General features: G+C 67.1%; 22 protein-coding genes and 1 tRNA gene. 17 read left to right on the forward strand and 6 right to left on the reverse strand.

All coding sequences use genetic code 11. The features are described 5' to 3' along the window. Positions 1-7: 7 nt before the first annotated feature. The 12 genes from DEBA_RS18575 to DEBA_RS05160 are packed head-to-tail and all read left to right on the forward strand — an operon-like array spanning position 8 to position 11793. On the forward strand, positions 8-796 hold the full coding sequence (locus DEBA_RS18575) for a cytidylyltransferase domain-containing protein (protein WP_013257846.1): 789 nt from the start codon (positions 8-10) through the stop codon (positions 794-796). Then, positions 765-2093 (forward strand): aminotransferase class III-fold pyridoxal phosphate-dependent enzyme, encoded by a 1329-nt coding sequence (locus DEBA_RS18580; protein WP_013257847.1) that lies wholly within the window; start codon positions 765-767, stop codon positions 2091-2093. Before DEBA_RS18575 ends, DEBA_RS18580 begins: the two co-directional genes overlap by 32 nt. 12 nt (positions 2094-2105) lie before the next feature. Continuing rightward, a complete protein-coding gene (locus DEBA_RS05115) occupies positions 2106-2954 on the forward strand; it encodes an SDR family oxidoreductase (protein WP_013257848.1) in 849 nt (282 codons plus the stop codon). A gap of 10 nt (positions 2955-2964) precedes the next feature. Beyond that, positions 2965-4047, forward strand: a complete 1083-nt coding sequence (locus DEBA_RS05120) for an N-acetylneuraminate synthase family protein (RefSeq protein WP_013257849.1) — start codon at positions 2965-2967, stop codon at positions 4045-4047. Continuing rightward, complete coding sequence (locus DEBA_RS05125; RefSeq protein WP_013257850.1) at positions 4023-4730, forward strand: glycosyltransferase family 2 protein; 708 nt, start codon at positions 4023-4025, stop codon at positions 4728-4730. Before DEBA_RS05120 ends, DEBA_RS05125 begins: the two co-directional genes overlap by 25 nt. Then, positions 4676-5362 carry a class I SAM-dependent methyltransferase gene (locus DEBA_RS05130; protein ID WP_013257851.1) on the forward strand — a complete coding sequence of 229 codons (687 nt, stop codon included), beginning with the start codon at positions 4676-4678 and terminating at the stop codon, positions 5360-5362. The genes DEBA_RS05125 and DEBA_RS05130 overlap by 55 nt, the downstream gene beginning before the upstream one ends. Before the next feature lie 26 nt (positions 5363-5388). Further along, entirely contained in the window at positions 5389-6219 is an 831-nt protein-coding gene (locus tag DEBA_RS05135) for a methyltransferase domain-containing protein (protein WP_013257852.1), read from the forward strand. A 16-nt stretch (positions 6220-6235) separates the two neighbouring features. Continuing rightward, complete coding sequence (locus DEBA_RS18870) at positions 6236-6757, forward strand: acyltransferase (protein WP_013257853.1); 522 nt, start codon at positions 6236-6238, stop codon at positions 6755-6757. A 31-nt stretch (positions 6758-6788) separates the two neighbouring features. Then, positions 6789-8033 (forward strand): radical SAM protein, encoded by a 1245-nt coding sequence (locus tag DEBA_RS05145; RefSeq protein WP_013257854.1) that lies wholly within the window; start codon positions 6789-6791, stop codon positions 8031-8033. 49 nt (positions 8034-8082) lie between these two features. Beyond that, positions 8083-8970, forward strand: a complete 888-nt coding sequence (locus DEBA_RS05150; RefSeq protein WP_013257855.1) for a glycosyltransferase family 2 protein — start codon at positions 8083-8085, stop codon at positions 8968-8970. After that, positions 8967-10637 carry a B12-binding domain-containing radical SAM protein gene (locus DEBA_RS05155; RefSeq protein WP_013257856.1) on the forward strand — a complete coding sequence of 557 codons (1671 nt, stop codon included), beginning with the start codon at positions 8967-8969 and terminating at the stop codon, positions 10635-10637. The genes DEBA_RS05150 and DEBA_RS05155 overlap by 4 nt, the downstream gene beginning before the upstream one ends. Further along, complete coding sequence (locus DEBA_RS05160) at positions 10630-11793, forward strand: hypothetical protein (protein WP_013257857.1); 1164 nt, start codon at positions 10630-10632, stop codon at positions 11791-11793. The genes DEBA_RS05155 and DEBA_RS05160 overlap by 8 nt, the downstream gene beginning before the upstream one ends. 119 nt (positions 11794-11912) lie before the next feature. Here DEBA_RS05160 and DEBA_RS05165 read toward each other — a convergent pair. Beyond that, a tRNA-Arg gene (locus DEBA_RS05165) sits at positions 11913-11989 on the reverse strand. 211 nt (positions 11990-12200) lie between these two features. On the opposite strand from DEBA_RS05165, the gene DEBA_RS05170 reads away from it, so the two are divergent. After that, positions 12201-12893, forward strand: coding sequence for an enoyl-CoA hydratase/isomerase family protein (locus DEBA_RS05170; protein WP_013257858.1), 693 nt, complete (start codon positions 12201-12203; stop codon positions 12891-12893). Between the two features lie 136 nt (positions 12894-13029). Here DEBA_RS05170 and DEBA_RS05175 read toward each other — a convergent pair whose 3' ends face one another. Beyond that, a complete protein-coding gene (locus tag DEBA_RS05175) occupies positions 13030-13881 on the reverse strand; it encodes a 2-oxoacid:ferredoxin oxidoreductase subunit beta (RefSeq protein WP_013257859.1) in 852 nt (283 codons plus the stop codon). A 21-nt stretch (positions 13882-13902) separates the two neighbouring features. Next, the gene (locus tag DEBA_RS05180) at positions 13903-15585 is read right to left on the reverse strand and encodes a 2-oxoacid:acceptor oxidoreductase subunit alpha (RefSeq protein ID WP_013257860.1); all 1683 of its coding nucleotides are present in this window, start codon (positions 15583-15585) and stop codon (positions 13903-13905) included. 234 nt (positions 15586-15819) lie between these two features. On the opposite strand from DEBA_RS05180, the gene DEBA_RS05185 reads away from it, so the two are divergent. The 3 genes from DEBA_RS05185 to trmB are packed head-to-tail and all read left to right on the forward strand — an operon-like array spanning position 15820 to position 17806. Then, the gene (locus DEBA_RS05185) at positions 15820-16338 is read left to right on the forward strand and encodes a type 1 glutamine amidotransferase domain-containing protein (RefSeq protein ID WP_013257861.1); all 519 of its coding nucleotides are present in this window, start codon (positions 15820-15822) and stop codon (positions 16336-16338) included. 29 nt (positions 16339-16367) lie between these two features. After that, entirely contained in the window at positions 16368-16826 is a 459-nt protein-coding gene (locus DEBA_RS16835) for a gamma-glutamylcyclotransferase family protein (protein WP_013257862.1), read from the forward strand. Positions 16827-16885: 59 nt separating this feature from the next. Beyond that, positions 16886-17806, forward strand: a complete 921-nt coding sequence (gene trmB, locus DEBA_RS16840) for a tRNA (guanine(46)-N(7))-methyltransferase TrmB (protein ID WP_013257863.1) — start codon at positions 16886-16888, stop codon at positions 17804-17806. A gap of 11 nt (positions 17807-17817) precedes the next feature. Here trmB and truD read toward each other — a convergent pair whose 3' ends face one another. Then, a complete protein-coding gene (gene truD, locus DEBA_RS05200; protein ID WP_013257864.1) occupies positions 17818-18861 on the reverse strand; it encodes a tRNA pseudouridine(13) synthase TruD in 1044 nt (347 codons plus the stop codon). A 131-nt stretch (positions 18862-18992) separates the two neighbouring features. Between truD and DEBA_RS05205 the strand changes: the two genes are divergently transcribed. Then, positions 18993-19205 (forward strand): hypothetical protein, encoded by a 213-nt coding sequence (locus DEBA_RS05205; protein WP_013257865.1) that lies wholly within the window; start codon positions 18993-18995, stop codon positions 19203-19205. Here DEBA_RS05205 and sfsA read toward each other — a convergent pair. Together sfsA and DEBA_RS05215 are read right to left on the reverse strand one after the other, a co-directional pair. Next, on the reverse strand, positions 19202-19933 hold the full coding sequence (sfsA, locus tag DEBA_RS05210; RefSeq protein WP_013257866.1) for a DNA/RNA nuclease SfsA: 732 nt from the start codon (positions 19931-19933) through the stop codon (positions 19202-19204). The two genes, DEBA_RS05205 and sfsA, sit on opposite strands and share 4 nt — an antisense overlap. Beyond that, positions 19930-21522, reverse strand: coding sequence for a B12-binding domain-containing radical SAM protein (locus DEBA_RS05215; protein WP_013257867.1), 1593 nt, complete (start codon positions 21520-21522; stop codon positions 19930-19932). Before DEBA_RS05215 ends, sfsA begins: the two co-directional genes overlap by 4 nt. Positions 21523-21627 lie beyond the last annotated feature (105 nt).

Raw genomic sequence — 21627 nt, forward strand, 5'->3', positions numbered from 1 at the left:
CGCGCCCATGATGTTAGCCATCCTCCAGGCCCGCATGGGCTCCAGCCGCCTGCCGGGCAAGGTGCTCATGCCGATCCTGGGCCGCCCCATGCTGGAGCTGGAACTGGAGCGGCTGGGCCGGGCTCGTTGCCTGGACAAGATCATCGTGGCCACCAGCGATCACCCGGCCGACGAGCCCATCGCCGCCCTGGCCGACAGGCTGGGCCTGGAGTGTTTCCGGGGCAGCCAGGACGACGTGCTCGACCGCTATTATCAGGCCGCCCGGCGCTGGCGGCCGCGATACGTGGCGCGCATCACCGGCGACTGCCCCCTGATCGATCCGGCGCTCGTCGACCGCCTGGCCGATTTTTTTCTGGAGGGCGGCCATGACCTGGCCTGCAACACCATCCGCCCCACCTTCCCCGACGGCCTGGACGCCTGGGTCATGACTTTCGAGGCTCTGGAAAACGCCTGGCGAAACGCCGTGTTGCCCTCCGAGCGCGAACATGTGACCCAATATATCCAAAATCGGCCGCGCCAGTTCAAGCTGGGCAACCTGGAAGGGCGGCCGGACCTTTCCCATCTGCGCTGGACAGTGGACGAGCCCGAGGACCTGCTTTTCGCGCGCCAGGTCTATCAGGCGCTTTATCCGCGTAACCCGGCCTTCACCACCCAGGACGTGCTCGACCTATTGGCCGAACGCCCCGCCTTGGGGGAGATAAACCAGCGCTTCGCGCGGGATGAAGGCTTGCTCAAATCGTTGGAGCAAGATCGGAGATGGCTCGATGAACACGCCACGGATCAGCCCCAAGGCTAGCGCCTTGGCCGAAAAGGCCAAGGGCCTCATCCCTGGGTTGTCCCAGCTTTTGTCCAAGCGGCCCGACCAGTTCGCGCCCGGCTCGTGGCCAGTTTATTATTCGCGGGCCAAGGGCTGCCAGGTCTGGGATCTGGACGGCCGGTCGTATCTGGATATGGGCGTCTCGGCGGTGGGGGCCACCGTGCTGGGCTACGCCGACGACGAGGTGAACCAGGCGGTGACGCGGGCGGTGGAGTTGGGCTCCAACTGCAGCCTCAACTGCCCCGAGGAGGTTGAACTGGCCGAGCGGCTGTGCCAATTGCACCCCTGGGCCCAGGCCGTGCGCTACGCCCGCACCGGCGGGGAGGCCATGGCCGTGGCCGTGCGCATCGCCCGCGCCCACACGGGCCGCGACATTGTGGCGTTTTGCGGCTATCACGGCTGGCACGACTGGTACCTGGCGGCCAACCTGCACCAGCAAGACGCCCTGGAGGGCCACCTGCTCAAGGGACTCAGCCCCAAGGGCGTGCCCAAGGGCCTGACCGGCACGGCCCTGACCTTCCGCTACAACCACCCCGAGGAGTTGGAAGCCATCGTGGCGCGGCACGGCGACAAGCTGGCCGCGGTGATCATGGAGCCGGTGCGCAATTATTGGCCGCTGGACGGCTTTTTGCAAAAGGCCCGCGATCTGGCGCGCCAGGCCGGGGCGGTTTTTGTTTTCGATGAAATCTCGGCCGGCTTCCGCCTGGCCACGGGCGGGGCCCACCTGGCCCTGGGCGTCGAGCCGGACATGGCCGTGCTGGGCAAGGCCCTGGGCAACGGCTTCGCCATCGCCGCGATCATGGGCCGCGCCGCGGTCATGGACGCGGTGCACGAGACGTTCATCAGCAGCCTCAACTGGACCGAACGCATCGGGCCCTGCGCGGCGCTGTGCGTCTTGCGCAAGCACCAGCGGGAAAACGTCGGCGAGCACCTGGTGGCCATCGGCCAGCAAGTGCAGCAGGGTTGGGCGCGCATCGCCCAGGATCGGGGCGTGACGCTAGCCATCAGCGGCATCGCGCCGATGAGCCATTTCAGTTTCGCCGAAGACGACCCCCTGCTGTGGAAGAGCGTTTTCGTGCAGATGATGCTGGAGCGCGGTTATCTGACCAACACCTATTTTTATCCCATGCTGGCCCATCGGCCCGCCCAGGTCGATGACTACCTGGCGGCCATGGACCAGGTCGTGGCCGAGATGAAGGCTCTGCACGAGGCCGGCCGGCTGGGCCAGGCCCTGATCGGTCCGGTGGCCTCGTCGGGCTTCACCAGGCTGACCTAAGGGGGCGCGGGCGTGAGGGTGCTGATCACCGGGGCCACGGGCCTGTTGGGCGGCCGCCTGCTGCCGGCCTGGCGGCAAAGCGGCATGGATGTCGTGGCGGTGGGCCACGCCGCGGCGGCCGACGCCGCCGTGGACCTGACCGACCAAAAGGCGACCTGGCGCCTGCTCGAGGAGCGCCGGCCCGAGGTCGTCGTCAACCTGGTGGCCCTGAGCAACGTCGACGCCTGCGAGCAAGACCCACAACGGGCCTATCTGCTCAACGTGCGCACGGCCCAGAACCTGGCCGGTTGGCTGGCGAAGCGGCCGGGCGCGGCCCTGGTGCACATCTCCACCGACCACGTCTACGACGGCCCCGGCGCGCACGCCGAACCGGACGTGACGCTTCTCAACATCTACGCCTATTCCAAGTTCGCCGCCGAACTGGCGGTGTTGGCGGTCGGCGGGACGGCCTTGCGGGTCAATTTTTTCGGCCGCAGCCTCACCGCCGGGCGCATGAGCTTCAGCGACGCCATCATCCAGGGCCTGTCCGCCGGCCAGCCCATGGGTTTTTTCACCGATGTCTTTTTCAGCCCGCTGTCGCTGGACACCCTGGCCGCGATGATCGCCAGGGTCGTGGCCGATCCCGCGCCGGGGGTTTTCAATCTCGGGGCCGCCTCGGGCCTGAGCAAGCGCGATTTCGCCTGGCGCGTGGCCCAAAGGATGGGCCTGACGCTGGCCGGCGCGCGGGAGATAACCCTGGCCCAGGCCGGGCTACGGGCCAGGCGGCCCACGGGCATGGTCATGGCTGTCGGCAAGTTCGAAAAACGCTACGGCGTCACGCTGCCCAGCCTGGAGGCCGAGATAGAAAGCGCGACCCTATAGGGATCAACCAATGGAATACGCGAGCTTTTTGCAGATAGAAAACAAGCGCGTCGCCCTCGATCGGCCGACGTATTTCGTGGCCGACGTGGCCGCCAACCACGACGGCGACCTGGGCCGGGCCAAGGAGTTGATCGCCCTGGCCAAGGAGGCCGGGGCCGATGCGGTGAAGTTTCAGCATTTTTCCGCGCCGACCATCGTCAGCGACCACGGCTTTCAGGCCCTGGGCGCGCGGCAATCGCACCAGGCCGCTTGGGGCAAGTCGGTCTATCAGGTCTACGCCGCGGCCAGCCTGGACCCCGCCTGGACGCCCGAACTGAAAAAAACCTGCGACAGCGTGGGCGTGGCCTTTTTCACCAGCCCGTACTCCAAGGAGTTGGTCGACGCCGTCGATCCCTTCGTGCCGGCCTTCAAGGTCGGCTCGGGCGACATCACCTGGCACGAGATCATCGACCACATGGCGCGCAAGGGCAAGCCCATGCTTTTGGCCACGGGCGCATCGCACCTGGAGGAGGTGCGCCAGGCGGTGGCGGTGGCGTTGGCCGTCAACCCCAACCTGGCCCTGATGCAGTGCAACACCAACTACACCGCCAAGGCCGAGAACTTCCGCCACGTCAACCTCAACGTGCTCAAGACCTACGCCGCCATGTATCCCGGCATGGTCTTGGGCCTCAGCGACCACACCCTGGGGCCCAGCACCGTTTTGGGCGCGGTGGCCCTGGGCGCGCGGGTGATCGAAAAGCATTTCACCGACGACCGCCGGCGCGAGGGCCCGGACCATCCCTTCTCCGAGGATCCGGCCTCGTGGCGGGAAATGGTCCTGCGGGTGCGCGAACTGGAGGCCGCCCTGGGCTCGGGCGTCAAGCAAGTGGCCGACAACGAGCGCGAAACGGTGGTCCTGCAACGGCGGGCCATCCGCCTGGCCGTGGACCTGGAGGCCGGCGCGACGCTGGCGCCAAGCCATCTGAGCGTGCTGCGACCCTGTCCGGGCGACGGCCTGCCGCCTTATTTGCTGCCAGAGGTCTTGGGCCGACGGTTGGCGCACGAAATGAAAAAGGGGGAGCATCTGCGGTGGACCGACCTGGACTGGCGATAGTGATCCCGGCCTACAACGAGCGGGACAGCATTGCCGAGGTGGCGCGGGCGGCGGCCGGCCACGGCGTGGTGATCGTCGTCGATGACGCCTCCGGCGACGGCACGGCCCAGGCGGCGCGCCAGGCCGGCGCGCTGGTGGTGACCCACGCGCTCAACCAGGGCTACGACGCGGCGCTCAACTCGGGCTTTGCCAAAGCCGCCGAACTGGGCTGCGCGGCGGTGGTGACCATCGACGCCGACGGCCAACACCCGGCCGGGCTGCTCGGCCTGTTCGCCGCCAGGCTGGCCGACGGCGTCGACGTGGTGGCCGGCTGCCGGCCCAGCAAGCCGCGCCTGGCCGAAAGGCTCTTTGGCCTGGCCACCAGGCTGTTGTGCGGCGTCAAGGATCCCCTGTGCGGCATGAAGGGCTACCGCATGTCGCTCTACCGCGAGTTGGGCCACTTCGACAGCTATGGCTCCATCGGTTCGGAGCTGTTGCTTTTTGCCGCCCGCAACGAAAAACGCATCGAACAGATTCCCGTGCCCATCGCCGCGCGGCGCGGCCGCAGCCGTTTCGGCGCGGGCCTGGGCAGTAACATTCGTATTTTCCGGGCCATGGTCAAGGGCTTGGCCCGGTGGAGAAGCCAGTCGTGGACAGCATCTTGTGGCGCGAGGAAAGCGACCGTTACACCCAAAGGGCGCTGAAGGCGGCCAACGGCGACGTGGACAGGCTTTTCGCCCACCACCGCGACCTGGCCCGGCAGGGCCGCGAGGTCATGGACGCGCTGGGTTTCACGCCGACCAGGGTCTTGGACCTTGGTTGCGGCTACGGCGGCGGCGTGCAGGCCTTTGCCGAGCAATATCCCGACGCCGAGTTCGAGGGCGTCGACCCCGGCGCGGAGAGCATCGCCACGGCGCGCCGCCTGGTCAGCCACCAGCGGGCCCGCTTCACGGTGGGTTTCGGGCACGATCTGCCCCAGGCCGACGAAAGCTTCGACCTGGTGCTTCTGGTGATGGTGTTGCAGTGGGTGCCCCGGGCCTATCTGGCCCGCACCATTGCCCAGGCCGAGCGCGTGCTGCGCGTCGGAGGCATGATTTTGCTTTGGGATTTCGCGCCGTTCCAGATGGTCATGTCGCAATCGCGGCACAATGATCAGGTCTATATCTTCAAAAACGACTATAAAGAGATGTTCACGGCGCTGCCCTGGCTGCGCCTGGTGCATCATTATGTCAAACGCATGGAGATGGGGCCGGGCTATCAGTTCAGTTCGTCTTTCATCAAGAAATGCCCCATCGAACAGATTTACGCCCTGACGCCCGGGCCGACGGAAAACTAGCGCCAGCCGACAAGGACGGATAAGCCATGGATCAGCATACTCAAGCGGTGCTCGATTACAGCCTGGCGGTTTTGCGAGGCCAGGCGCCGCATTCCTTCGATCACCCCCTGCCGGCCAGCATCTCCTCGCGCTCCATCGAGGTGCCGTGGGTGGCCGAGACGCTGCGCGGGCTGGGGGCCAAGCGTCACCTGGACGTGGGCTTTAGCCTCAGCAGCCTGGACAGCCTTGGCGTGCTGCTGGCCAACCGCCGGGATAACGGCGTCGAGCTGCAAGCGGTCGACATCATCGAGCCCCAGCGGGTCCAGACCCGCTATCCCGCCGCGTGGCTGGCCGAGATCATGTCGGTGCCGGTGCGGGTGGGCGACATCCGGGCCATGAGCCTGGAGGCGGGGGGCCACGACCTGATCAGCCTTATCTCGACCATCGAGCACATCGGCTTTGACAAGCCAGCGGCTGACCAGGGCCGCAGCGCCTTTGACCGGGCCGAGAGCGAGGCGGAGGTGGTCACCCAGCGGGCGGCCGACGTCAACCGCCGGGTTCTGGACAATCTGCGCGGCGCGCTGGCCGCGGGTGGCCACCTGTTGTTGACCGTGCCCATGGGCAAGGGCGGCCCGGTGGTCCTGCGGGACAGCCTGGGTTTTTTTTGCGTGCAATGGGAATACGAGGCCGCGTCCTGGGCCGAGATCGTCGAGCACCCCGGCTTCGAGCTGGTGGAGAGCCATTATTTCATATTAGGCGACGACCTGGTTTGGCGCGCGGTAAACGGCCCGGCCGGCCTGGCCCGGGCCGAGGCCCGGCATCTGAGCCACAGCACCGGCTGCGCCTTGGCGCTTCTGCGCAAAAAAGCCGGCGCGTGAGGGGAGGCGGCAAGGCATGACTCCGCGCGGGGAATATCGTTTCGCCATCCACAACAGCCTGGTGCGGCTGCGCAAGCGCGTCCTGAGCGCCTACTATCGCTACCTGTTGGGCGGCTTCGGGCCGGGTTCGCAGGTGCTGGGCTGCATTGTGGCCTACGGCCCGCGCCACATCCGGGTGGGCGCGCGCTGCACGATCAACAAGGGCGTGATTCTCAACGGTCACGGCGGCATCCGCATCGCCGATCACGTGACCCTGTCGCCACGGGTGATCATCAGCACCGCCGCCCTGGACATGAAGGGCGGGCAACCGCCCTATCGGCACAGTTTCGCCCCGGTGACCATCGGGCGCGGGGCCTGGATCGCCTCGGGCGCGCAACTGATGCCGGGGGTGACCATCGGCGACGGGGCGCTGGTGGCCGCCGGCGCGGTGGTCACCAAGGACGTGCCGCCCCGGGCCGTGGTGGGCGGGGTTCCTGCCCGCCTGCTGGGCTGGGTCGACGATGATGACGCCACAGGGCGCGACGGAGCGGAGTCGTAGTTTTCTCCGCGCGGGGCAAGGAGGCCCGAAGATGTACAATCACGTGGTGTTGGACATATCCGGCAAGTGCAACGCGCGTTGCACCTGGTGCGTGACCGGTTACCGCAACCGCCAAGGCGTGGCCTACGGCCGCTACATGACGCCTCAAGACGTCGCCAAGGTGATCGACTACCTGCGGGAGCAGCGCATCATCACCCCAGACGCCTATTTTTTCCTCTACAACTGGGGCGAGCCGCTGATAAACCCCCATTTCGCCGAGATCGTCGAGGAGCTCAACCGCCGGGAGGTCACCTACATCATCAGCACCAACGCCTCGCGGGTGGTCGAGTTCGCCGGCGCCGACGATCTGCGCAACCTGCGGGCGATCGTCTTTTCCATGTGCGGCTTTTCCCAGGCCTCCTACGAGCGCGTGCATGGCTTCAATTTCGAGAAGATCAAGAACAACATCCAGCGAATCATGGCCAATTACCGCGCTCACGGCTTCGCGGGCAAGGCCGAGATCCGCTACCACGTCTACCAGTTCAACCTCGACGAGATCCCCGGCGTGCTGGCCTTCGCCAAGGAGAACCACCTGGGCCTGTCGCCGACCTACGCCGGCATCCCCGACCTCAAAAGGCTCATGGCCTATTTCGCCGACGACATGGAGCCCGGCCAGTTGAAGGACGTCTCGCGCGATCTGATCTTCCACTACGTCGACGAAGTCGCCGCGCGCATGCCAGCCGATTATCGCTGCCCCTATCACGACGCCTTGCTCATCGACGACGACTTTCAGGTGCTGACCTGCTGCCTGGTGACTCCCGAGATGGAAAACTACAGCATCGGCAACCTGTTCGACCTCGACCTGGAGCGCATGCGGGAACTGAAGGTCAGCCAACCCATCTGCGCCGAGTGTTACAGGTTGGCCGCGCCGTATCTGGTCAACAACCGGCCCTATCCCAAGCTGGTCGACGAGCTGGACCTGCGGCTCGATAGTTACGACCCCGCGCGGCCGCTCTATGTGTGGGGGGCCAAGCGCATGGGCGTCGAGGCCGCCGCCAGGCTGCGGGCCATGGGCCTGGAGCCGGCCGGCTTCATCGAAGACGACGACGACGCGCCGGCGGTGGCCATCGACCCCGCCGCGCTGCACGGCGTGGGCGTGCTGGAAGCCGGCGGCGCGCGGCCCTTCGTGGTGGTGGCCAGCGAATACATGCATCCGAAGATCCAGGCGCTGCAGCGCATGGGCTACCGCCCGCGCCAGGACTACGAAGTGACCGCGGTGGTCAAGCGGGATTACTAGGCCGGCCGCGCGGCGGTTTTTCGGCGGCGGCCAGGGAGGGCCGCGAGCTTTGACCCACAACGCCAACACGCCAAACCGCGACGACGTCGCCTGGTTCCTCGAGCGGCTGACCGTCTATATCTGCACCTTCAACGAGCACGACAACATCGGCCCGTGCGTCGCGGCCGTGCGCGCCAACGGCTGCCGGCGGGTGGTGGTCGTCGACGCCAGCCCCGACGAGCGCACCGCCCAGGCCGCCCGGGCCGCCGGGGCCGAGGTGCTAAGGGCCGCCAAGGGCCTGGCCAGCCAGCGCCAGCGGGCCGTGGATCACTGCCAAAGCGAGTTTCTGCTCTTTGTCGACGCCGACGACCGCCTGGCGACCGATTGCGCGGCCACGCTCTGGGAGGACATGCGCGCCAACGGCTACGCCGCGGTGCAGGCCCGCCTGGGCGTCTGGCGGCCGCAAAGCTATTGGCAAAAGGCGGCCGACGCCCTGTGGCGGCTCTGCCTGTTCACGCCTGGCCCGACCAACATGGTGGGCCGGCCGGCCCTCTACCGGCGCGAGGCCCTGGCCAGGGCCGGCCTGGACATCTCCTTTGACGGGGTGGGCAATGAAGACGCCGCCCTGAGCATCCGCCTGGAGCGGCTGGGCTATGGCCAGGGCGTGGGCAGGGGCCTCAGCCTGCGCCGCCAGCCGGCCAGTTTCGCGGAAAACCTGGCCGCCTGGCGCAAATACGGCCGGGGCGACGCGCAATTGATCAGGCGTTATCCGGCCAAGCGGGCGGCGGTGTTGTCCCATCTGCTGGTGAACTATCCGCTGCGCAGAAGCTGGCGTCTGGCGCGCCGGGGCGCGGGGCGCTACGCCGGCTATTGCCTGGCCATGGGCCTGTTCCGCTTTTTTTTCATGGCCGTGGCCCTGACGCCCGGGCTTTCCGCAAAAGCGAAGGAGAAGAAATGAAAATCGAACGGGTGTTGTTGCTCAACCCCCCCGACCCCAGCTTGTGGGCCGACGGTCGATCCGGCTACTCCTATTTCGAGCCGCCGCTTGGCTTGATGTATGTCTTTGATTATCTGCGCAAAAACACCAGCTTGACCGTCAAGTTGGTCGACCTGAGCATCGAGATGCGCTTTGAGGGGAAAAGCTCCCTGCCGGCGCTGCTCGACGATCTGCTGGCCGATTTTCGGCCCGACATGGTGGCCATCGCCACGCTTTATTACAACAGCCTGCACATCTTTCACGCCCTGGCCGGGATGATCAAGCAGCGGGCCCCCCAGGCCGTCGTGGTCATGGGCGGTCACTATCCCACACACATGACCCGCGAGTGCCTGGCCGACGTCAACGTGGATTACGCCGTGCTCTCCGAGGGCGAGTTGGGCCTGGGCGGACTGATCGAGGCCCTCAACGCCGGCCGCGACCCGGCCCAGGTGGAGGGCCTGGCCTTTACCCGCGACGGCGTGCTGACGCGCAACGCTCGGCGCAATTTCTGGAAAGGCTTCGCCGAGGCCGGCCGGCTGTCCTGGGAGCAGGTTCGTTTCGACCACTACTTCAAGGACAGCCGCAACGTGCTGCACCGCGTCCGCGAGGCCGGCGAACTGCGCATCGCGGCCATCACCGCCAGCCGCGGCTGCCCTTATCACTGCGCCTTTTGTTCTTCGCAAAACATGTGGCGCGGGCATTGGCGCAGACGGCGGGTGGCGCTGGTCATCGACGAGATACGTTTTCTCATGGACCGGCACGGGGTCAACACCATCGTCTTCAACGACGAAAACATCAGCGTCAACCGCGCCTGGTTCCTGGAGCTGCTCGGCGAACTGGCCAAGCTGGGCGTCACCTGGATCTCGGGCGGCGGGCTTTCCGTGCGCAGCCTCGACGACCCGCGAGTGGTCGACGAGATGTATCGTAGCGGGGTGGGGCTTTTCAACCTGGCTTTCGAATCCACCAGCGATCGCACCCTGCGGCGCATCGGCAAGGCCCTGACTACCGAGGAGTCGGCCAGGGTCATCGAACTGGTGCGCCAACGCGGTGACGGCTACGTCACCGGCTTTTTCATCTCGGGCTTTCCCTTCGAGACCATGGCCGACGTGCGCGACAACCTCGACCGGGCCGGCGCGCTGGACATCGACTGGAAATGCTACTATTGCTTCCAGCCGTTTCCCGGCGCGCCGCTTTACGAACAATGCCTGCAAGAGGGCCTCATCGAGGCCTTCGACGCCAACTATGGCGAAAATTTCCACGCGCCCCAACTCAAACACATCGACTACACGCCGCAAGAGCTTTTCGACGAGAACTACCGGGCCAATCTGCGCTTCAATTTTTTGGCAAACCGCAACCTGGCCCTGGGTTCACCGGCGGCGCTGGAACAGGCGCGGCGGGATTTCACCTATGTCCTGGACATGGCCCCGACGCATGTTTTCGCCTGGTTGGGCCTGGCCACCATTGCCCAGCGCCAGCGGCGTCCCGACCTGGCCGGGCAATATCTGGCCAAGGCGCGGCACGGCCTGGCCAACGATTCGTTCGATTGGGCCAATTATCTGCAAGGCTTTGGCATGAGCCTGGACGCGCCGGCCGACGGGCCGGGCGGCGGCTGGGCCGATCACTTTGTCGCGGCGCAAGGCCATGCATAGCCAGCAGGCCCGCCTGGCCGGGCAATACCTTTTCGTCAACCCCGTCGCGCCGGCCGACAAGCCGCCCGAACGCCACGCGGCCAGGCTGGGCGATCAATGGTATTTCTCCAGCGGTGGCCGGTTGTTTTGCATCGCCGCCACCGAGTTGGCCCGTAGTGAGGCCAGCCTGGGCCCGGCGCGGGAAGTCCCGCTGCCGGCGGGGCGGGTGCGCGGCCTGATCTCGTTCAAGGGCTGCCTGGGCGTGGCCCTCCAAGCGCCGGATCAGGGGCGCACGCGGCTCTTTTGCCGGCGATCCGCCGACGCCCAGTGGCGGCCGGGCCCGGAGTTCGTTGGCGAGCCGTCGCAGTTCTGCCGTGGGCCCGGCGACCGCGCGGCCTTTTTCGCCGTCAACCCCGACGACAAGGACCAGCCGGAGCCCCGGCCGATCTATTATTCGACCGACGGCATGAACTGGGTCGTCTTCGATTACATCCACGCCACCGAGGCCCAGCACGTGCACAGCCTTGGCCTCCTGCAAGACGATCTGGTCCTGTTGGTGGGCGACCTGCACTTCCGGCATCTGCGCATCCGCGCCTTTGATCAGGGCGGCCAGGTGATCGACGATCCGCTGGGGCGCCACCGCCGCTATCTGGGCCTGGCCGAACACTCGCTCTATCACATGCTGCCCGGCCCGGACGGGCGGCCCCTTTTCGCCCTGGACGGGCCGACGATTTTGCTGGACGCGGCCGGACAGGTGGCGTTCAAGGATCAGAGCCCCATGGCCAGCGGTTTTCAGGTGGCGGCCCATGGTTGCTTCGCCGCCCGGCCCGACGCGCTGATCTTTGGCGTGTGGCGGCGTAGCGCCCAAAGCCCCTTCCCCTGCCTGTACGTGGCCACGCCCAGCCGGTTTTACAAATACGTCAATCAGAGCCGGCCCTTTGCCGAAGGCCTGGCCTGGACGGGCTATCAGTTCAACGACGCCACGCCGCGAAACCTGGGCGGCGTGGGCGACCATTGTTTTTGGCCGTGTTATGGCTGCGAGTCGGCCTACTTTGCGTTACTGGATCAGGCCGAGGCCGAGCAACTGCTGCGCAACCAGGGCGGCCGCCTGACGGTCGTCCCCGGCGATCAACGGCGGGCCACTTTCACCTTGCCGGCGCTGCTGCCGTTGGATTGACGCGCGTTTTGGCGCCGAGCGCCTTGGGCGGCGCGGCGGGGTGGGTAGTCGGGCTGCCCCGGTCGAGGCCCCCAAAATACAAAGAGCCACGCCCGGCGCGTGGCTCTGAAAAAAAGGCGTGGTGGGCGGTGCGAGATTCGAACTCACGGCCTTTGGCTCCGGAGGCCAACGCTCTATCCAACTGAGCTAACCGCCCACGCCGTCGTCACATCGGCTTTCATATCACACCGGCCGCGCCTTGTCCACCGGCGGCGCGGCCCCCTGGTCATTTTGCCCGGCGGCGGATTATCGGCCAAACCGCGCCCCAGGCCCACGGACGGGCTTGCCATTTGCGCCCTTGTGGCGTAATTATGGGCAATCCGAAAAAAACCGGCGACTCAACCGCCGCCCGAGCCCATGGAGTTGTCATGAGCAAAGTCACCTTCAGCATGGAAGACCAAGTGGCCGTCGTCAGCATGGATGACGGCAAGGCCAACGCCTTTGATTTCGAGATGTTCGCCGAATTGAACCAGGCCATGGACCAGGCCGAGGCCGCCAAGGCCAAGCTGGTGGTCTTTCAGGGCCGCGAGGGGTTGTTCTGTGGCGGCTTGAACCTCAAGCTGCTGCCGACCCTGCCGCCGGAGAAGATCCTGGAAATGGTCAACCAATTCGGCCAGACCATGTGCCGCGTCTTTTTGCTGCCCATCCCCACCGTCGCGGCCATTGCCGGCCACTCCATCGCCGGCGGCATGCAACTGGCCTTTGCCTGCGACCGCCGCGTGGTCAAGGACGGGCCGATCCGCCTGCAGATGAACGAGATGCTCACGGGCATGGTTCTGCCCAGCTGGATGCTGCGCATCTGCAAGAGCGTCATTCCCACCCAGTGGCAGGCCGAGGTGCTCCTGCACGCCCGGACCTACTCGCCGGCCGAGGCCCTGGCCAAAAACATCATCCACGCCGTGGCCCCGGCCGATCAAGACATCGTGGCCGCGGCCAAGCAGGCCTGCCAGGATCTGCTGGCCCTGGAGCCGGGGGCCTATTCCTACACCAAGCGCCTGATGCACGGCCCCGGCCTGGCCGAGGATCTGGCCAAGCTGCCCGCCGAGATGGCCCGCAAGTAGTCGGCGAATCAACGCAAAAACGACCCGGCGGGATGTTTGGCTTGGCCTTCATGGGCAGCCCAACCCCCCGAGCCGCTCGTGGACATCATAACCCCGGCGGGATGGCTTGGCCGCCCCGCCGGGGTCGCGCTTTTTTTCAGGCGAAGCTCATCATCACCTCGCGCAGGGCGGCCTTGTCCACCGGCTGGTCGGCCAGGGGGCCGTTGCGCAGCACGTCGAAGTGGTCGTCAAAGGCCGGGCGGTCGTTTTTGTAGAGCAGGCCGATGGGGATGCGCTGGCCGAACTCGAAACTTAGCTGCATGGCCCGGGCCCAGTCGGTGGGGTCGTGTTCGGGCCCCAGCTTGTAGGCCCTGTCCTTGTACCACTTGAACGTATTGACTTTGTTGAACGAAACGCACGGCTGCAACACGTCGATCAGGGCCAGGCCGCGATGGGCCAGGCCTTGCTGGATCAGCTCGGCCAGGTGGTCGATCTCGCCCGAAAAGCCCCGCGCCACGAACCCGGCGTGCAGCGAGATGGCCACGGCCAGCGGGTTGAAGGGGTGCGACCACACGCCGTCGGGCTGGGCCTTGGTCTTGAAGCCCTCCATGCTGGTGGGGCTGGCCTGGCCCTTGGTCAGGCCATAGACCTGATTGTCGTGGACGATGATGGTGATGTCCAGGTTGCAGCGCAGGGCGGCCAGAAAGTGATTGCCGCCCTCGCCGTAGTGGCAGCCGTCGCCGCTTTCGACGATGACCTTGAGCCGGGGGTTGGCCAGCTTGGCCCCGCTGGCCGCCGGCAGGGATCGGCCGTGCAGGCCGTTGAAGGCGTTGCACAACAGATAATGGGGCGTCTTGGCCGCCTGGCCGATGCCGCTGACCATGAGGATGTCTTGCGGTTCCAGGCCGCTGTGGGCCAGGGCCTTTTTCAGGGCCTTGAGGATGGAGTGGTTGCCGCAGCCTGGGCACCAGGCGGTCTCGAACTGGCCGAAGTCTTCGATGGTAGCCATTTGGTCGATCCTCCCCGCTGCCTAGGCTTGCAGCTCGCGCAAAATATATTCGGGCGTCAGCGGCAGGCCGTCGTAGCGCGGCACGATGCGGCCGACCTCGAAGCCGGTTTCGCGGCGGATCAGCCCGGCCAGTTGGCCGGTGAGGTTGCCCTCGACCATGACCACCCGGCCGGCTTGCCGGAAGCGCTCCAGGAATTTGTCGCCCACCAGCGGCCAGACCTGGCTGAAGTGGCAGGTGGCCACGCTGCGGCCGGCCTGGCGCAGCTCTTGGGCGGCCTCGCGCACGGGGCCCTTGGCGCTGCCCCAGCAGGCCAGCAGCAGCTCGGCCTCGGCCGGGCCCTCGAAGGACGGGGCGATGACCGCCTCGGCCAGGATGGCCAGCTTGCGCATGCGTTTTTCGGCCATTTGCACGCGCACGGCCAGGTCTTCGGTGATATGGCCGTCGGCGGTGTGCTCGTCGCTGTCGGCCACGACCAGCTCCGGGCCAAAGCCGGGCAGGGCCCGTGGCGAGACGCCGCTTGCGTCGATGGCGTAGCGCTGGTAGGCCCGGCCCAGGCCCGGCTGGCGCAGCCCCGCGCGCACCGGCTCCAGGCCGTCGAGCGCGAAGGGCTCCACCGCCCGCAACGAGTCGGCCAGGTATTGATCGCCCAGGATAAACACCGGCCCCTGGGATTGTTCGGCCAAAAAGAAGGCCTTGCGCGTCAGGTGGAAGCATTCCTCCACGCTGCCCGGGGCCAGGATGGCCCGGGGAAATTCGCCGTGGCCGGCGTAGAGCGTCAGCTCCAGGTCGGCCTGCTCGGTGCGGGTGGGCAGGCCCGTGGCCGGGCCGGGCCGCTGGATGACGGCGATGACCAGTGGCGTTTCGGTCATGCCGGCCAGGCTCACGCCCTCGCCCATCAGGGCGAAGCCGCCGCCGCTGGTGCTGACGATGGCCGGCGCGCCGGCAAATGACGCGCCGATGGCCATGTTGATGGCGGCGATCTCGTCCTCGGCCTGCTCGACGACCAAACCCATTTTTTTGGCGTGGGCCGCCAGGTTCAGGGCGATGGAGGTGGCCGGGGTCATGGGATAAAAGGCGCAGAACTTCACCCCGGCCGACATGGCCCCCAGGGCGATGGCGTCGTTGCCGCCCATCAGCAGGCGCTCGGCCTGGGCCTGGGTCGGGGCCAGGCCGTCAAAGGCCGGGTGGTTGGTCTGGGCCCAGTCCCAGGCGGCGTCCAGGGCCTGGGCGTTGGCGGCGATGACCTCGTCGGGTTGTTTTTTCAGGCTGTGGGCCAATTGTTCGTGGACCACGGCCTTGTCCAGGCCCATCAGGCTGGCGGCCACGCCCAGGGCCACGGTGTTCTCGTAGCGGGCGGCGGCCAGTTCCTTGTAAGGGATGCTCAGGCACTGGCTCAGGCCGCAGCTCAGGCCAGTGTCGGCCAGCACCAGCGCGCCGGGGCGCAGTTCGGCCTCGTGGACGCTCAACGTGTTTTGATCCAGGGCCACCAGGATGTCGACGCCCTCGCGCTGGGCGGCGATGGGCCCCACGGCCGCGCGGATGGAGTAGGTGTTGTGGCCGCCCCGGATGCGCGACATGTAGCTTTGGCCCACCACGATGTGGTAGCCGGCCCTGGTCAGCGTGGTGGCCAGCACCTGCCCGATGGTCACCAGGCCCTGGCCGGCCTCGCCGCCGATCATGATCGTCAGTTCGCTTCTGGCCATACGCAATAACCTCGCCTTGGATGGCGCGCCCAGGCGCGTGTGATGACCGCCGGGCGAGCCTGACGGTCGGTTGATAGCTTTAGATGGTAGCAAATCGCCGCCCCCTGTCCAAGGCAAGTCTTGGCCGGGCGTCTTGACAGGGGGCGGCTTTGCGGCCATAGATTAATCATACGCCTCGGGCGAAGCGCTTGTTAACCACGTGATTGGCCGCTTTGGGCCAGGGGAGCGCCGGCAATGGAGCTTAAAGGCAAGAGCGTGGCCATCTTGGCCGCCGACCTCTACAACGAATACGAACTGATCTACCCCTACTATCGCCTGCTGGAGGCCGGGGCGCGGGTGCTGGTGGTGGGGGCCGGCGACGCCAAGTCCTACAAGAGCAAGGTCGGCCTGCCGGTGAGCGTCGACGCGGCCGTGGGCGATATCTCGGCCGACGATTTCGACGGCGTGGTCATCCCCGGCGGCTTCGCGCCCGATTTCATGCGCCGCACGCCGGCCATGGTCGAGTTCGTGCGCCAGATGCACCTTGGCGGCAAGGTCGTGGCGGCCATCTGCCACGCCGGCTGGATGCTGGCCTCGGCCGAGATCCTGCAAGGCCGCACGGTGACGTCATTTTTCGCCATCAAGCCCGACATGGTCCACGCCGGGGCCAACTGGATCGACGAGGAGTGCGTGGTCGACGGCAAGCTGATCACCGCCCGCACGCCCGCCGACCTGCCGGCGTTCATGCGCGCGGTGGTGGCCGCCCTCAAGTAGCGCGACCACATAGACGGAGGCGGCCAGCTTTGCCCGACACCGATGATTGCCGACACATCGTTTTTTATGGCTCGCTGATGGCCGATTTTCCCACCCAAGACCACGTGGGCGTGCGGGCCATGGTCGCCTTGGTCCGGCCCTGCCTGGTCTGGGGCCGGCTTTACGATCTGGGCTCGTACCCCGGCTTGGCCCCCGGCCAGCGGCGGGTGGCGGCCGAGCTTTATCGTCTGGTCGATCCGGCGGCGCTTGCGCTGCTGGACCGCTTCGAGGACTACGACCCGCTAAACCCCGGCGGCTCGGAATACTTGCGCCAATGCGCGAGCCTGGCCGATGGTTCCGAGCAGGCGTGGGTTTATTATTTCAACCGGCCCACCGAGGGCCTGCGGCTCATCGAGGGCGACTCGTGGGCGGCCCATCTGGGCCGGCGGCGGGCCGACCAAGGCTTTTGGCGCGACTTTCTGGGCCAGCGGCCCGATCCCGTCGGTTGACGCGCCGGGCGGTCGGGCTCGTTTACAGCGGGGCCGGCCGCTGTTAAAATCGCTGGGCCATGAAAAAGCGCTATCTTTCCATGAAACAGTTCGTCTCCTGGCGGGAGACGCCGTGGCCGGTGGACTGGCCGGCCATCTTTGGCCGCCGCGCGCCGCTGGTGCTGGAGATCGGCTGCGGCAACGGCGAGATGTTGGCCCGCCGGGCGGCGGCCACGCCGCAGGTCGACTTCGTGGCCGTGGACCTGCAATGGCCCTCGGTGCTGCGGGCGCTACGCCGCGTGAACCAGGCCGGCCTCGATAACGCGCGCCTGACCAAGGGCGGGGCCGACATGGTGCTCACGCGTCTGTTCGCGCCGGGCCAGCTAAGCCACGTTTATTGCCTGTTTCCGTGCCCTTGGCCCAAGCGCCGCCACCAGGTCAAACGCCTGTTCGACAGCCAGTTCCTGTGCCTGATGAATAGCCGCATGGCCCCCCAGGCCGATTTTCGCCTGGTCACCGATTGGCGGCCCTTTGCCCAATGGGTCGGCGAGCAGGCCTTGGAGGCCGCCTTCCGGCCCAGTCTGCGTCTGATCGGCCCCGAGCACGACACCAAATACGAACGTCGCTGGGCCCAGGGCGGCCAGAGCGAGTTTTTCGAGCTGACCCTGACCAAGGCGGAGCATCTGGTGCTGCCGCCCTACGAGGAGCCTGTCTTGCGCACGCCGCTTTTGGCCCGCTTCGACCCGGCCCGGCTGGCGCCTTTCGAGGACCGGGGCCAGGCCATCGCCTCTTGCCGCGAGGTGTTTTACGACTCCCTGCGGGATGTGGCCATGCTGCGCATGGTCACCGCCGAGGACGACTTCAGCCAGAACTTCTACGTGCAGGTGCTGCGCCGGCCCGAGGGCGACTGGCAGGTGCGCGTGGCCCCTGGCTGCGGGGTGTTGCCCACGGTGGCCGTGCAGGAGGCCCTGGACGCGGTGGCCGCCCGTTTGGCCGACTGAGCCCGCGCCCTTCAGTCGGCCTGGGGCGCGTGGGGTTCGCTTTTCATGAACTCGCGCAGCACGACCGTGGCGTAGGAGCCCTTGGGCAGGGCGAAGTCGAAGGCCAAGCCCTGGTCGGTGGGCTCGACGCGCAGTTCGTCCAAGACCAGCCGGGCCGGCCGCCGCGATCCCGAGAGCCTGGCTCGCTTGAAGTCCGCCTCGCCGATGTCTTCTTCCGCCAAAATCTGGCGTTCGCGCTGGCCGGCCTCGTCCTTGGCCCAGAGCATCTTGCCGCCGTAGATCGGCCCGGTGTAGGTGATGCGGCCGTCGTCCAGCCTTGGCTGTTCGGCGTCCGGGTCTTCGACGTTGAAGATGCCGCCGGTGTCGGTTTTCTTGGCCACGTCGCCGATCAGCAGGCGGTCGAAAAGGCCGTCGGCCATGCGCCGGCTCAGCCATGTGTTGAACAACTGCGATTGATAGGCCGAACACAACAGCTTGCGCAACCATTTGTCGCGTGGGCCGTGGCCCAGCACGGCCTGGCGGCCCTTGGCGGCGTTGTCGCCGTCCAGGCCGAAGCGCTGGGGGCCAAAGAAGTTGGGCAGGCCGCGGCGGGCCAGGGCCTGGGCCACGGCGGCGGCCTTTTCCTGGGCCCCGTCGTCGGGCCGGCTGAGCAGGATGCGAAAGCGATTGCCCAGCAGATGGCCGAGCTTTAGCTTGTTGTGGTGGCGGCTGGTCCAGTTGACGCGGGCCGACAGGTTCGCCTCGATGAGTTGTCGGGCCGTTTCTTCTGGCATATCTGGCAGATGGGCCGAGAACGTCTGGGTGGTGATCGCGTGCTTGTCCTTTTGGCCGGCCACGCCGATGGCGTCCTCGCTCAGGCCCAGGGCCTTGGCCAGGGCGCGGCAGACGTCCTTGGTGGTCAGGCCCTGGCGGGTCAGATTGACGTAGATGTGCTCGCCCTGGCCGTCGGGGGCGTAGAGCGGCAGTTCCTCGACCACGAAATGGCTGGGCTCGGCCTTCAACTCGCCGCCCACGCCGGGCAGATCGGCGGTGACATAGGGAAGGGCTCGGGGCATGGTTCAGGGCCTCCTTGGCCGGCGACGCGGCTGGAGATAGTTTTCACTTTTACGCATTTTGTCCTCCGGCGTTCACGCGCGGGGCCGCTTTGGCCGATAATATATATACAAGGGCGCAAAGGAGGTGGGACATGATCGCCAACCATTGTCATTGCAACCACCCGTCGGGCTCGACCGGCGAAGCCAGGGATTTGGCCGCCTGCTGTCTGCCCACCCACGATCCCGCCGAGCGGACCGTCTGGGAACTCGGCCCCGAGTTCCGCCCCGGCCGCAAGGCCAGGCTGGTTGCCGTCGACGGCGGCCCCAGCGAAAAGCGGCCGGTGAGCGTGGAGGTGCGGGCCTAGCGATCCAGCCTGGCCGGCAACTGGCGCCACAGCGCCACGGCCCGGGGTTCGACCCTGGCCTGGACCACGACGACCTCCACGCCGGCGGCCACGGCTCGTCCAAGCTCGGCGGCGTAGTCCGGGTCGATGGCCCTGGCCGGCGCGAAGAACTCCACATCGCCGCGCTGGACCACGAAAACCAGCGCCGCCCGGTCGCCCTGGGCCTTGAGGCGGGCCAACTCGCGCAGATGCTTGGCCCCGCGCTCGGTGCGGGCGTCGGGAAAGGCCGCGGCCGGGCCGTGTTTGAGCGTGACGTTTTTGACCTCGACCCACAGCGGGCCCTGGCTGGTCCGCACCAGCAGATCCAGCCGGGCGTGGGCAGAGACCTTGACCTCGCGCCGAGCCTCCAGGGCGTCGGCGAACAGGGGCAGGGCCCGCAGGCGGGCGGCCTGGGCCACCAGCTCGTTGGGCAGCGCCGTGTTGATGCCCACCCAGCCGTCGTCGATCAGCACCATCTCCCAGCCATATTTGGTGCGGCGCTGGGGGTTGGCGGCCGGGCTCAGACGCACCGGCGCGCCGGGCGGGTCGCAGCCCAGCATGGAGCCGGAGTTGGGGCAGTGGGCGGTGACGACCTGGCCGTCGGCCAGCGTCACCTCGGCCAGAAAGCGCTTGTAGCGCCGCACCAGGCGGCCGGCGATCAGCGGCGGGTCAAAGACGTGCCGCGCGCCCTCCAGGCCCGCTTCGCTCATGCCGCGTAGCTGATCCAGCGCCAGCGCACGCCGCCGGGCTCGTCGGCCCGTTGGATCGTCTGATGACGCAGGTTGTGCTCGAGGGCGTCTTGCACCTCGGCCTCGCTGAACTTGAGCCTGGCCGCGAAACGTTTGGCCAGGGTCGCCAGGCCGTCGGCGTTGTCGGCGGCCAGATCGCCTGTCGCCACGAAGCCGTCGGTTTCCAGCATGCGGCCCATCATGATGTCGTGGGTGGCGCAGATGCGGTCCAGGCCCAGGACTTGGGCGGCCTCGTCCTGGCTGGCCTGGCCGGCCTGGAGCTTGCGCTTCATCTCGCCCAGGGCGGCGACGTATTCCTTGTCGTAGCGGATGACCACCTCGTCTAGCATCTCGCGGGGGGCTTGGGCGGTCTGGACGATGGCCCGGTTGGCGTGATAATCGGCCCAGTTGTCGGTCAGGAGGGTCAGGCCGTATTCGTCGATGCGCTCCAGCACCTCGGTGCCTGGGAAGGGGGCCAGCAGGTGGAAGCCGTAGAGGCAGCCAAGCTCGGCCAGCGAGTCGGCGAACTCCTGGGTTTGGCGCAGGGTCTGGGGGGTCTCGCCGGGCAGACCCAGGATGAACGAGGCGTGGGGCAGCAGGCCGGCCTCGGCGGTCATGGCCACGGCCTTGGTGACCTGGTCGAGGCTGATGCCCTTTTTGATGCGCTTCATGATCTCGGGGTTGCCGGTCTCGACGCCAAAGCTCACCGCCGTGCAGCCGGCCTTTTTCATGGCCCGCAGGACCTCGGGCGAGACGGTGTCGACGCGGGCGAAGGATGTCCATTTGTAGTCGATGCCCCGGGCGATGATCTCCTCGCAGATGGGGATGCAGTGTTTTTTGTTGGCCGTGAACAGGTCGTCGGCGATGTTGATCTGATGAAAGCCCAGTTTGGTCAGGCTTTCGAACTCGTCGACCACGCGCTTGGTGGAGTGATAGCGCACCTTGGAGCCGACCATCTTGCGGCCCACGCAAAAGATGCACTGGAACGGACAGCCCCGGCTGGTGGTCATGCTGATGGGCATGCCGATGGCCCGGTAGCGGCCCAGGGGGATGTGCCGGCGGGCCGGGATGGGCAGGGTGTCCACGTCGGCGATGTGGGGCCGGGCGGCGGTGCGTAGCGGACCATGGGGCCCGCGCACGACCAGGCCGGCCACTTGGGCCAGGTCCGCGCCGGTTTCGATGGCTCTGGTCAGTTCGACGATGGTCAGCTCGCCTTCGCCGACGACGACCACATCGACCTGGGGCGTTTCGAGCAGAGTCGGCTCGGCGCGGAAGGTGGCGTGGGGCCCGCCCAGGACGGTGACCACCTCGGGGTCGATGGCCTTGGCGTCGGCCATGACCTGGGCCGCGTCGGGGAAGGTCATCGAGACGGCGGTCACGCCGATCATGCGCGGCTGAAAGCGCTCCATGGCCCCTTGCAGGGCCTGCTTGGAATAAGGGTAGACCACGTAGTCGAGCATCTGGACCTCGTGGCCGGCCCGCTCCAGGGCCCCGGCCAGAAAGGCCAGGCCCAGCGGCGGCGAGGGGGTCTCGGAGATGGGGTAGTAGGGGTTGATCAACGTAACGCGCATGTTGTCTTCCACAACCCGGCGAGGAAGCCTGATCCTCGGGAAAGGGCGCGGGCGCCAAAGGCCCGCGTGGTTGTTTTATCGCGGCGGCGGCCATGGGCACTGGAC

Origin of the sequence: Desulfarculus baarsii DSM 2075 (assembly GCF_000143965.1) — a bacterium.
GTDB classification, from domain to species: domain Bacteria; phylum Desulfobacterota; class Desulfarculia; order Desulfarculales; family Desulfarculaceae; genus Desulfarculus; species Desulfarculus baarsii.